The organism is Microvirga sp. HBU67558 (assembly GCF_018069605.1).
Classification (GTDB): domain Bacteria; phylum Pseudomonadota; class Alphaproteobacteria; order Rhizobiales; family Beijerinckiaceae; genus Microvirga; species Microvirga terrae.
The window spans coordinates 14,433-27,111 of record NZ_JAGPUP010000488.1 but is presented as its reverse complement, the minus strand read 5'-3'; the positions used below and the strand labels follow the sequence as shown (position 1 = coordinate 27,111).

At 64.9% G+C, this 12,679-nt stretch carries 8 protein-coding genes; 2 read left to right on the top strand and 6 right to left on the bottom strand.

From position 1 onward, the window contains the following. Positions 1-493: 493 nt before the first annotated feature. Complete coding sequence (locus tag KBI52_RS09835; protein WP_262266264.1) at positions 494-1,552, bottom strand: AraC family transcriptional regulator; 1,059 nt, start codon at positions 1,550-1,552, stop codon at positions 494-496. A gap of 204 nt (positions 1,553-1,756) precedes the next feature. Between KBI52_RS09835 and KBI52_RS09830 the strand changes: the two genes are divergently transcribed. Then, positions 1,757-2,107, top strand: a complete 351-nt coding sequence (locus tag KBI52_RS09830) for a hypothetical protein (protein WP_210807052.1) — start codon at positions 1,757-1,759, stop codon at positions 2,105-2,107. 44 nt (positions 2,108-2,151) lie between these two features. Here KBI52_RS09830 and KBI52_RS09825 read toward each other — a convergent pair whose 3' ends face one another. Next, positions 2,152-2,358 carry a hypothetical protein gene (locus KBI52_RS09825; RefSeq protein WP_173945668.1) on the bottom strand — a complete coding sequence of 69 codons (207 nt, stop codon included), beginning with the start codon at positions 2,356-2,358 and terminating at the stop codon, positions 2,152-2,154. 1,236 nt (positions 2,359-3,594) lie between these two features. Here KBI52_RS09825 and KBI52_RS09820 point away from each other — a divergent pair. Next, on the top strand, positions 3,595-6,453 hold the full coding sequence (locus KBI52_RS09820; protein ID WP_247654300.1) for an SH3 domain-containing protein: 2,859 nt from the start codon (positions 3,595-3,597) through the stop codon (positions 6,451-6,453). Between the two features lie 311 nt (positions 6,454-6,764). Here KBI52_RS09820 and gyrB read toward each other — a convergent pair whose 3' ends face one another. The 4 genes from gyrB to dnaN form a co-directional block, all read right to left on the bottom strand. After that, entirely contained in the window at positions 6,765-9,191 is a 2,427-nt protein-coding gene (gene gyrB, locus KBI52_RS09815) for a DNA topoisomerase (ATP-hydrolyzing) subunit B (protein WP_210807049.1), read from the bottom strand. A gap of 198 nt (positions 9,192-9,389) precedes the next feature. After that, positions 9,390-10,004, bottom strand: a complete 615-nt coding sequence (locus tag KBI52_RS09810) for a LysE family translocator (RefSeq protein WP_210807047.1) — start codon at positions 10,002-10,004, stop codon at positions 9,390-9,392. A gap of 62 nt (positions 10,005-10,066) precedes the next feature. Further along, positions 10,067-11,227 carry a DNA replication/repair protein RecF gene (recF, locus tag KBI52_RS09805; RefSeq protein WP_173945665.1) on the bottom strand — a complete coding sequence of 387 codons (1,161 nt, stop codon included), beginning with the start codon at positions 11,225-11,227 and terminating at the stop codon, positions 10,067-10,069. A gap of 240 nt (positions 11,228-11,467) precedes the next feature. Next, entirely contained in the window at positions 11,468-12,586 is a 1,119-nt protein-coding gene (dnaN, locus tag KBI52_RS09800; RefSeq protein ID WP_173945664.1) for a DNA polymerase III subunit beta, read from the bottom strand. Positions 12,587-12,679 lie beyond the last annotated feature (93 nt).

The following is a 12,679-nucleotide window of genomic DNA, read 5'->3' as shown; positions in this document are numbered from 1 at the left end:
GAAACCAGCGACCAGGACATGGTCGACCGTTCGCCCGCCTGAGAAGTGGTGCCCGCATGTCCCCGACCGTACGATTATGATCATTCTAAAGTGAGCTGACATGTCGAGTCAGGCAATCTCAAGGCAGGAGCCGATCCCGTTTCCTCTGCATCTGGAACTCCGGGCGCCATGACCGGCCTTTCCATGAACCTCCGTTCTGATCCAACCTCAGCCGACGAGCATGGTCTTGCGCTTGAACGGAGACGGAGAGGCCGCATGCGTCTCTTTCTCTTCCACATTCGGGCCACTCGGCTGGGACTGAGCTGCCATGAATTCGGATTCGACGACCCGGACGCCGACGATGATCGTGTTGATGCGTTCTGAGCGGACCAGGTCTCAGACGAAAAGGAGGCAGGCGACCAGTGTTCGCAGACATTTACTGAGATGCCCGCGATTGGGCCTTTCACATGACAGGCTCGACCCTACTCCGACTGTCATATAGCCCGCTCACCGGTCACTGTCGGCCTCCCGTTACATCGCTCTGATGGCGAGTACGCATCCGGGTCGGGGTGACGCCCGTCCAACGCCTGAAGGAGTTCGTGAAGGCACCGGCTTCCTGATAGCCGAGCAACCAGGCAATGCGTGAGATCGGCAGGTCCGGATCCTTGAGGTAATGCTGGGCCATGTCCCTCCGAGTCCTTTCCAGGATTTCGGTGTAGGTCAGGCCCTCCGTCGCCAGATGTCGCGCCAGCGTCCGCCGGCTCATGCCGAGGCTCCGCGCGACCTCGTCCACACGTGCTCGACCATGCGGCAACAATGGCGCGATGGCGTTCTCAACACGAGCCTGGAGACGTCCGACAGTCCGCGCACGCTGGGCCAGCGCCTCCTCGCAGTGGCGAACCAGAACCTTGTTCAGGTAAGGGTCCGCGTTTATCAGCGGAAGCCGGGGTGCATCGGATGCGAACACGATCTCGTCCGCTCCGGCTCCGAACGCTATTGAGCATTGGAGATAGTCTTCGATGGCAGTCGATGCAGCACAGCGGGGATGGACCATGGCGATTCGAGACACTTTGAGATCACAGCCTGTCAGATGCCGACAGACCCGTACGAGCGCCGTGATCCAGAACTCCACCTGATGGCGGTCGGCGCGCCGTGGGACGCCGACAGACCTGAAGCCGATTCCCACCTCGCGCGCCGGGAGCCGGCTCAGCGCAAGACTTTCATTGGCGATGGTGCTGTAGCGTTCGACCCGAGCCAAGGCATCGCCAAGCACCTCGGACGAGGCGAGCACGTAATAGAGCAGCCCGACCTGCCGCAGTTCGAACTCCCGGGCGAGATGGAATCCGAGCAGGTCATCCCGGAGTGCATCTGCAGCCAGATTGAGGAGCGTGACCTGCGCGTCGGCGGCGATCTCGGCCTCGGTATCGTCAATCTGCGCGAGCGCGATTCCCGCCTGCCGGAGGAGGAGAGCCGGATCAACGCCCGCGGTGATTAGGTGGGCCACCGCAAGGCGGGCCATGACACCACCGGCGCTGGGCGGCACCGCCCCATGGGTTCTCACGGATGATGACACGGGCCCCCTCGCAGAATCCGCCGCCCTGATCGTACACCGGCGGCCCGATTCAACAAGCCTTTGTCCCACGAGGGCAATCCATCGAAGCTCAGTCTCGGCTATAAGGCCGGCCATCGACATTCCAGGCGGGAAAAGCTGCCCCAGCAGACAGCTTGTAAGTGTCCATTTGGGCCGCTGGATGTCGTGAACCCAATGGAGAGTGGAATGTCACAGTCGCGTGCAGTGCTCGCGGGTCATGCCGCGTATTCCGAGTTGTGCCCCGACTGGATCGAGCAGAAGCTCATCCGGGCCTACGTCCAGCTCGCCGTCGGGGCAGACTACGGAGCGGCAGCCCAGACAGTGATGCTTGCACGTATCGGCCATCTTGAGTTCAGCCTGACGGAGGCTTACGGGGCCGATCAGGATGGAATGCCGCCGTTCTGGCTGGAGCTTCGCGCATTGGGGACCGGTGCCGTCATCGACAGCATCGGGTGCCACGACTTCGACGAAGACGAATTGGCTGCTGCCGTCGCGTTCGTCCAGGATGCCATGCGCCGCTTGCGATCCCTTCATTGACGGGTTGCCCATTCTTGCAGGTCCGTTGCTTTCATGCGGGCCCGCTATTCCGCCTCAGACTGTGCCGTGGTTGAGGCCTTCTCCGTATTGAGTTCGGGATGACGGCGGATCAACGCCTTCCGGGTCTCGGCGAGGCTTTCCCAGGTTCTCGCCATCTCCAAAAGCTGATTACGCTGCTCTCCTTCGGGCAAGTGCCGGGCAAGAAGCCGACACTCCTCCGCGTGTTGGTGATATTCTGCTGTTGTCTTCATAGGTCTCCCGAGATTCTTATGGCACTGGGCGATGTTGCTGGCGTGTTAATGGTGGCAACAGCCCGCCGGCTTGCGGTCATAAGCCAGCAACCCGTTTGATGACGCCCGACTTGCTGGACAGACGGGATCGCCCCTCACCTGATGAGCGGCGGTGTCAGCCCAGCCCGCCCGACGTGGATGGAAACAGTCACCACGATGACCGATTTTCGATACTCATTCCTGACCTCGACCCGAACGGTCTCGGGAGTTGTAATCTGCGACTGGAGCAGCCGATCCCGCGTCAGTTCGCCTGCACTGCGCCTATCCCCGGTCTCTTCCACATCGAGGCTTTCGATCCCGGAGCCAAACTCATCGCGGTCGAAAAAATGCGCGCAGGGAAAGATCAAAGTAGAAGCGCGGCATCGACGGCGTGAAACAGTCAGAGGGAATAAATTGGTGATGGAAAGAAATCCCGCGCACCCGATGGCGCTCTTGGTGGCACTCCTTGCGAGTGGGCGGGTTCGGCACCGGGATTGCCCCTACGGACCGACGGGATCCGTTCTAGCGGGGATTGCCTTCACCCGCCTTGCTGTCATGGGCCAATGGCTTCTTTGATCGAGCCAGACTTCCGTTGCCGATCCCACTTTCGGCAAGGGTGAGCATTCTTGCGCAGATCGGCCAGGTCGAGAGGTCGCCCCCCGCAGGTGTCTCGCGAAGCGCTCAGAGAATGCGTTTTGTGACGTGGGATCCCACAGTCTTTCTCTACGCAGCGGTCAGGGGCGTCCCGTCGGCACAGGCAGGAGTCCGGTGAAATTCTCTGGCCACAAATGCCAAGCGCTTGTCCCAAACAGTCAAGCACGATTGTGGGGCGTGATCATAATGGATTTCCATGATCCCGACCGGATCGGTTCGGAGCGGTGCGCTGGGCTAGGCGATGTCGATGAACAGGATCCTCTTGGCTCTGGGTCTGCTCGCAGCAAGCATCCTCCTGATCGCGCCGTGGCCGATGCCCAACGCGGTGGCGGCTCCAGCGTGACGCAGGGACGAACCTGCGCCTTGGCCAGTTCGGCGCCCCTTGTGGGCGGTCGCTTCTGTAGCGTTCCAGACGGCCGGGCCCTCAGCACGGTGCAGTGATCCCCGGTGACGGACTGCGTCGGACCGGGGCTCGTTCGATGCGTCCGGTCGGAGGGCTTGAACCGTAGAGACTTCCCGGCGCTGAGAACGTCCTGATGCCGGGCGATGCAGGAGTCACCTCTGATGCGCCAGGTCATCGCGCTTGCACTCGCTCCGATCATCGCCACCGCGCCTGCGCTCGCCGCACCAGGCGTGACCACCTCCAATGTCAACTTCCGCTCCGGCCCCGGCACCAACTTCGCATCCATTCGGACGCTCCCGGAAGGCACCGCCGTCGATATGGGCGACTGCGAGGACTCGGGCAGCTGGTGCGCCGTGACAGTCGATGGGCGAAGCGGCTTCGTGAGCGGGCGCTACCTGGAGGAGAGCCGGGAACCCGATGCCTGGCCGCGCTCCTACGACGTCGGCCAAGGGCGCATGGTGCTGTTTCAGCCGCAGTTCACCGAATGGACCGACTTCAAGACCATCGAGGCGCTGGTTGCGGCTCAATACCTGAGAACGGCGGACGGCAATCCGGTCTTCGGCGTGATCGGGCTCAAAGGCGCGACCTCATACGACGAGGATGCCGGCGAGGTGGTCATCTCCGACGTCACCGTCACCGAGCTGAACTTCTCCGGCCTCGGCCGTGACGACCTGAAGGCGCTTGCTGTGGAAACAGGCAAGATCCTGCCGACTGGTCCAATCACCGTGTCGGAGGCCCGCGTGACGGCCAGCCTCGCCGAGCAGAAGCGCATGACCGACGTGAGCGGGCTCAAGGCCGATCCGCCGCGGATCCTCGTCTCGACGACGCCGGCGATCCTGCTCCAGACCAACGGCGCGGCCGCCTTTGCGCCCGTCAAGGGCAAGACCGGCCTCTCCTTCGTGGTCAACACGAACTGGGACCTCTTCCGGATCGATGAAGGGGGAGCCCTCTACCTGCGCGACGACACGCACTGGCTTACCGCACCCACCATCAATGATTCATGGACGGCCGTCACCGAGTTGCCGACGCTGCTGCGCGACCTTCCGGACGACAGCAACTGGGCCGATGCTCGCGCGGCCGTTCCGCCGGAGCCCTACGCAGACGGTAAGGTGCCCAAGGTCATCACCACCGATGCCCCCGCCGAGATGCTCCTGTTCACCGGGCAGCCCACGCTCCAGGACGTGCCGAAGACCTCGCTCCAGTGGGCCTCCAACACAGAGTCGGATGTGTTCTTCGACAGGACCGGCAAGCAATGGTACGTGCTCCTGGCGGGACGCTGGTTCCGCGCGGCCGCACTGGAGGGGCCGTGGACATTCGCCACGCCCGACCTGCCCACTGACTTCCAGAGCGTTCCCGAGGACGCGCCGTATTACGCCGTGCGCGCGTCCGTGCCCGGCACCTCGGAGGCCGCCGAGGCGCGCCTCAAGGCCAGCATCCCGACCACCGCCCGGGTTGAGACGGGCTCGATCACGCCGACGGTCGCCTATGCGGGCGACGCCCAATTCGCTCCCATCGAAACAACCAATCTTTCCTATGCAACCAACACGACCGACACGGTGATCAGGGTTGGTGAGCAGTACTTCCTGCTCCAGGACGGCGTCTGGTTCGTGTCCGATAGCCCGAGCGGCCCGTGGCAGCTCGCCCGTGCCGTGCCTGACGCCATCTATGCCATCCCGCCATCCTCGCCGATCTACAATGCCACCTACGTGCATGTGTACGACACCGAGCCCGATGCAGTTTGGTACGGCTACACCATGGGCTATCTCTACGGCTACCCGGCGTGGGGCACCTACGTCTACGGCACCGGGTGGAACTACCCGCCGTACTGGTACAACTGGCCAGGCTATGCCTATCCGATCTACTACCCACGGCCCGTCACTTGGGGCCTCGCGGCCTACTACAATCCGGTCCGTGGAATGTACGGCCGCTACGGCTATGGATATGGCCCGTACAGGGGCATTGCGGGAGCGCGGACCTGGAACCCGGCCACCGGCACTTACGGTCGTGCCGGCGCAGCTTGGGGGCCGCGCGGTTCGGCCGGCTTCGTCGGAGCCTATAATCCGCGCACGGATGCAGGCGGTTTCATAGCCGGCGGCCGCAACGTCTATGGCGCATGGAAGTCGGCCGGGGTCAGACGCGGATCCGAGTGGGCGCGGGCGACGGCGCGGGACACCGTCACCGGAGGCTCGGCGCTGCGCTGGAACACGTCGGACGGGCAAGGCTTCATCCGCGAGGGTCGGCGTGGCGACATCTATGCGGGCCGGGACGGCAACGTCTACCGAAACAGCGGTGATGGATGGCAGCGCTGGGACGGCGGCTGGCAGGATGTGCAGCGGCCCGAACGCGGAGATCTGCTCCAGCGGGGCGAAGGACGGGAGGGCCTTTCGCCGGAAGGGAGGGACCGGCTGCAGGACCGGGGTGCCGGGGAGCGCCTGGGGCAGCTCGCGGGAGCGGGCGCGGCCGGTGCAGCAGGCGCCGCCCTTGGCCAGCGCTTGGCCTCCGGTGGCGAGCAGACCCGCCGCGACCGCGTCGAAGGTGGCCCCAGCCGCGAGCGCGCGCAGGAGCGGGCGACGCAACGTCCGACCGGCGATCGTCAGGCACAGCAACGTCCCCAAGCCCAGCAGCGCCCGGCGGCCGGATCCCGCGCGCCAGGACAGGAGCGGACCGCGGTCCAGGAACGGCCTGCATCGCAGCAACGCCCGGCTCAGCAACGTCCGGCGACAAAGGAGCGTCAGGCGGCGCAGCAGCGCCCTGCGGCGAAACCCCGTCCCGTGACTCAGAGGCCCGCACCGCGTCCATCGGTCAGCCAGCAGCTGCCCTCGAACCTGATGCGGGACGCCCAGACCCGGAACCTTGGAAACCAGCGCCAGATCGCAAGCCGACAGGCCTTCCGGCCACCGCAAGCGCAGTTCTCCCGGTCGCCAGCATCCTTCGCTCCTCAACGCAGCTTTGCCCCGAGAGGCAGCTTCGGAGGCGGAGGACGGGGAGGTTTCGGAGGTCGTGGAGGCGGTCGTCGTTAAACGATCTGGACCCGCTTCGTCTGTGATACCAGTTCTCCGAAGGGTGCGTTGGTCACCAACATGTCATTGATCTAACACTGTTCGTGGACTCGTCCTTGAGCCCAACGATGTCGCCCATGAGCTTGATTCGTGGAAATACCGTCCCGACAAAGAAAAGCCTCACGGTTAGTACCGTGAGGCTGAGAATGGCTAGACGTCAGTTCTATCGGTCACCAAGGAAAATCCTCGGTTCTCGACGAAACACCTGCTGAAAGCTTTGCAGCCTTTGGTATCCGTTTTTTCTTCCTTGATGGTCGGACCATCCAGAGCGATCAGACGTCCAGGTTAGCCACTGAGAGGGCATTCTCCTGAATGAACTCGCGGCGCGGCTCGACCACGTCGCCCATGAGCTTGACGAACAGGTCGTCCGCGTCGGTGGTGTCCTTAACCTTCACCTGCAGCAGCGAGCGCACGTCGGCGTCGAGGGTCGTCTCCCAGAGCTGCTGGGCGGTCATCTCGCCGAGGCCCTTGTAGCGCTGGAGCTGCAGACCCTTGCGTCCGGCGGCAAGGACTGCATTGAACAGCGAGAGAGGACCGTCGATCTGCATCTCGTCGTTCTTGCGCACGAGCCTCGCCGGCTTGGCATAGACGTCCTGCAGGGTCGTGGCGCGCTCGTCGAGCTTCTTGGCCTCCTGGCTGGCGATCAGCGCCTGGTCGAGGGTCGCGGTCTGCGTCACGCCGCGCACGGTGCGGGAAAAGACGTACCCCCCCTCGTGCACCTCGCCGGACCAGCCGCGTTCGAGCTCCTCCGAGATCGCGTCGAGACGTTGGGCGATATAGGCCGCAGCGGCGGGTCCGCGGTCGGGATCCTCGACCACATCGGGACGGAGCGCGCCGGCGATCGCCGCCTGCTCCACCGCCTTGCGGTTATAGCGCGTGTGCAGACTGTTGAGCACCTGCCGCACGAGGCGGGCCTCGTCGATCAGGCCCTTCAGCTGGTCGCCCTGGAAAGCGACGCCGGTTTCGAGCTGCAGCGAGGCGCTCTCGACGCCTTCGCCGATGAGGTAGTCTTCAAGCGCGCGCTCGTCCTTCAGGTAGATCGAGGACTTGCCGCGGGTCGCCTTGTAGAGCGGCGGCTGAGCGATGTAGAGATAACCGCGGTCGATCAGCTCCGGCATCTGCCGGAAGAAGAACGTGAGCAGCAGGGTGCGAATGTGCGAGCCGTCCACGTCCGCATCCGTCATGATGATGATGCGGTGGTAGCGCAGCTTGTCCAGGTTGAATTCCTCACGGCCGATGCCGGTGCCGAGCGCCGTGATCAGCGTGCCGATCTCCTGGCTGGACAGCATCTTGTCGAAGCGTGCACGCTCCACGTTGAGGATCTTTCCGCGCAGCGGCAGTACGGCCTGGAAGGCGCGGTTGCGCCCCTGCTTGGCCGAGCCGCCGGCGGAATCGCCCTCGACGAGGAGAAGCTCGCACTTGGACGGATCGCGCTCCTGGCAATCGGCGAGCTTGCCGGGGAGTGACGCAATATCGAGCGCTCCCTTGCGCCGGGTGAGTTCGCGCGCCTTGCGGGCGGCCTCGCGGGCCGCGGCCGCTTCCACCACCTTGCCGACGAGGGTGCGGGCCTCCTGCGGGTGCTCCTCGAGCCAGTTGTTGAGCGCCTCGTTCATGACGTTCTCGACGGCAGGGCGCACCTCGGACGAGACGAGCTTGTCCTTCGTCTGCGACGAGAACTTCGGATCGGGCACCTTCACGGACACGACGGCGGTCAGGCCCTCGCGGCAATCGTCACCGGTGAGGGAGACCTTTTCCTTTTTCGTGAGGCCGGAGGATTCCGCGTAGCCGTTCACCTGACGCGTCAGCGCCGCGCGGAAGCCCGCGAGGTGCGTGCCGCCATCGCGCTGCGGGATGTTGTTGGTGAAGCAGAGCACGTTCTCGTGATACGAATCGTTCCACCAGAGCGCCACCTCCACGCCGATGCCGTCCTTCTCGGAACGGATCATGACCGGCTGCTGGATCAGCGGAGTCTTGGCGCGGTCGAGATAGCGCACGAAGGCCTCGACGCCCCCTTCGTACATCAGTTCCTCGCGCTTGTGCTCCGCATGGCGCTTGTCGGTGAGGATGATGCGCACGCCCGAATTAAGGAAGGCCAGCTCGCGTAGGCGATGCTCGAGGGTCGCGTAATCGAACTCCACCATGGTGAAGGTTTCAGGGCTTGGCGTGAAGGTCACTTCCGTGCCGCGCTTGTTGGGCGCATCTCCCACGACCGCGAGCGGCGCCACCGCGTCGCCGTGGTGGAACTCCATGAAGTGTTCCTTGCCGTTGCGGTAGATGCGCAGCTTCAGCGAGGTCGAGAGCGCGTTCACCACCGACACGCCCACCCCGTGCAGACCGCCCGAGACCTTGTAGGAATTCTGGTCGAACTTACCGCCCGCATGGAGCTGGGTCATGATGACCTCGGCTGCCGAGACGCCTTCGCCCGGATGGATGTCGGTGGGGATGCCGCGGCCGTTGTCGGTGACGGTCACCGAGCCCTCCGCATTGAGCGTGACGGTGACTTCCGTTGCGTGACCGGCGAGCGCCTCGTCGATAGCGTTGTCCACCACCTCATAGACCATGTGGTGCAGGCCCGAGCCGTCATCGGTATCGCCGATATACATGCCCGGCCGCTTGCGCACCGCATCAAGGCCCTTGAGCACCTTGATCGATTCCGCGCCATAGGCATCGGCATTCACGTTGATAGCAGGTTCGGCCATGTGGGATCCTTCAAGACGCGCAGGAAAGGGACAGGCGCGCCAGGGTTTTGATTCGTCAGATCAGTTATTTAGGGATGAATAGTTGAAATTTCACCCCCACGCGCCTACGCGCGCGCGTCATGGCGCGGAAAAATCCACCAAAAACTGCCGAATCGGGCCGTTTCAGGGGCGGTTCATTGCCTCAGGTCGACCGGGCCTTCACCGTGCTGCGACGGCGGCTGCCGCGCCGGCCAGCAGGGCGCCCGTGCTGCGGTTGAGGATCCGGATCGCCCGCGGGGTGGTGAAGAGCTGACGGGCGCGGGCGGCGAGCACGATATAGGTGCCGAAGACCACGCCCAGGACGGTCAGGGTGGCAGCCACCAGCTCCGCATAACCCAGCAGCGTGATCCGGGTCAGATCGAGGATTGTGGGCAGGAGCGCGAGGTAGAAGACGATCGTCTTGGGGTTCCCCAGGGTGAGGGCGAGCCCGCCGAGGAGGAGCTTGGCCGGGTGCTCGGCCCGCCTGTCCGCCTGCACGTTCTTGGGGAGCGCCGGCGCTGTCCAGATCCTGTAGGCGATGTAGAGCAGATAGGCGGCGCCGGCATATTTGATGACCAGGAACACCTCGTGGAAGGCCTGGGCCAGGGCGGCAAGGCCGAGGATCGCGCAGGTCAGCCAGACCACGTCGCCGAGGGCCACCCCGATGCTGAAGGCCACGGCCTCCTTGGGCCCGCGGCCCAAGACACGTCCGACGATGGCCGCGATGCCCGGTCCCGGCGACGCCGCGGCGATGAAGAGGGCGGAGGAGAAAAGCAGCAGGCCAGCGAGGTCCATGGTCGTGACGCCCGAAGAGACAATGTTGCGGCCAGCATAAGGCGGAACGGCCCCGAGCGCCATCAAGGAGTTGTGATGGGTCCGATCACGCCGGCTGACACCTGCAGCAGGTCGGCCCGTCCCTCCAACCCGGCGAACAGGCCCGGATCCGCCCCTGTCATCCAGACCTGGCCCCCGAGGGATTCGAGCGCGTCGTACAGGCCGGCCCGGCGGCGAGGATCGAGATGGGCCGCGACCTCGTCGAGAAGCACGAAGGGGGCGATTCCGCTCATGCTGGCCACGAGTCGGGCATGGGCGAGCACGAGACCGATCAGCAATGCCTTCTGCTCGCCGGTGGAGGCCGTGTTCGCCGGGATGTCCTTGGGTCCGTGGCGCACGAGAAGATCCGAGGCCTGGGGTCCGACAAGGGTGCGCCCGGCCGCCCGATCGCGGTGGCGGTGGTCGCGCAGGATCGCCCGATAGCGGTCCTCGGCATCGACTGCCGGCAGGGTCGTCACGAGCGCATCGAGTTCGCCCTCCAGCCCCATCGTGGCGAAGGGGAAGGGGGATTCCTCCTCGCGGGTTTCGAGGATGAGGCTCGCCAGCCGCTCCACGGTTTCGCGGCGGGCGGCGACGACCGCGATGGCGAGTTCCGCCACCTCGCGCTCGAGCGCATCGAGCCACAGGCGGTCGTCCGGATTGTCCTCGAGCACCCGGTTGCGCGAGCGGAGCGCCCGCTCCAGCGCGTTCACCCGCGTGCCGTGCTCCGCGTCGACCGCGAGCACGAGACGGTCGAGAAAGCGCCGACGGTCACCGGCGGGGCCACGGAACAGAGCATCGAGGTCGGGCGTGAGCCAGACGATGCGCAGATACTCGGCGAAGGCTGTCGGCGAGGAGGCGGGCATGCCGTCGATGCGACAGATCCGCGAGGCGCGGGAGCCTTCGTGCTGGTGCTCGATTCCCGTGCCGAGGCGATGCTCGCCGTAGGGGGCGTCGAGGGTCACGGAAATGGCGAACGAACCGGGCCCCTCGTTGCGCGCCATCTCGCCGAGCTCGGCGCGCCTCAGGCCCCGGCCGGGCATGAAAAGCGAGATCGCCTCCAGCACGTTGGTCTTGCCGGCGCCGTTCTCTCCCACGAGCGCCACGAGCGGGCGCGAGACGGTGAGATCCAGGCTCGCATAGGTGCGGAAATCCTGGAGGATCAAGCGGGCGATTCGGGAAGCGGCAACGGGCGAGGAGGACATGCGCCCCTTTCATTCAGGAGCGGACGCGAAAGATCAAGCGTCGGCACGGTCCTAGCGGATCAGGATCGTTGTGCCGCACCTTGCATGTGCCGCTCCGTGGCCCGGCTATCCCGATCGGAATGGTGTCGCGCCCTATGAACGCGAGATCACCGGCCCTGTGCCGGTGATGACGTGGAGGTTAATTCCGAACCAATTCTTGATCGTCACCGGGGTCCGTCCGGGTTGACGACCCCCGGTAATTTACACCCGCATCGGCATCAGGACGTAGAGCGCCGACGCGCCCTCCCGGTCCTGGACGATGGTCGGGGAACCGGGATCCGCGAGCTTGAACAGGGCGGTGTCGCCGTCGAGCTGGGCCGTGATGTCGAGGAGATAGCGGGCATTGAAGCCGATATCGATCGGGGTTGCATCGTAATCGACCTCGATCTCCTCCGTGGCGCTGCCCGAATCCGGGTTGTTGACCGTGAGCGTCAGCCGACCGTCGTTGAGCGCGAGCTTCACGGCGCGTCCGCGCTCGGACGAGATGGTGGAGACGCGATCGACGGCCTTGGAGAAATCGGCGCGCTCGACCACGAGGACCTTGTCGTTCCCGGCCGGAATGACGCGCTGGTAGTCGGGGAAGGTGCCGTCGATCAGCTTGGAGGTCAGCACCACGCCGTCGAAGGTCAGGCGCACCTTGGCGGAGGACAACTCGACCGTGATGGTCTCGGAGCCGTCCTCCACGAGCTTCACGATCTCGGCCACGGCCTTGCGCGGCACGATCACCCCTGGCATCCCTTCCGAACCCGTGGGAGCCGGGATCTCGACCCGGGCGAGGCGGTGGCCGTCCGTGGCGACCGCCCGCATGACGACGGAGCCGCCCGCATCGAGCGTATGGAGATAGATCCCGTTGAGGTAATAGCGCGTCTCCTCCGTGGAGATCGCGAACTGCGTCTTCTCGATCAGGCGCTTGAGATCGGCGGCGGCCAGCGTGAAGCGGTGCGGCAGGTCGCCGGCGGCGAGATCCGGGAAATCGCTTTCCGGCAGGGCCTGCAGCATGAAGCGCGAGCGGCCGGAGCGGATCTGCATCTGGCCCATATCGGGGGTCATTTCGAGCGAGACCTGGGCGCCGTCGGAGAGCTTGCGCACGATGTCGTAGATCATGTAGGCCGGAACCGTGGTCGAGCCGGCCTCCGTGATCTCGGCCGGAATCGTCTCCGTGACCTCGATGTCGAGGTCGGTGGCCTTGAGGCGGAGCGATCCCTCGTCCGCGCGCAGCAGGACGTTGGACAGGATCGGAATGGTGTTGCGGCGCTCGACGACGCGGTGCACATGCCCCAGCGCCTTCAGCAGAGCGGCGCGCTCAACGGTAACTCTCATAACCTAGCACCTGGTTTCGGTGAAATTCTTGGCTCATTCCCGCGAAGGACGAGCTTCGAACGGGACAAGCAGGGCAGCAATGTTGGCTTCTGT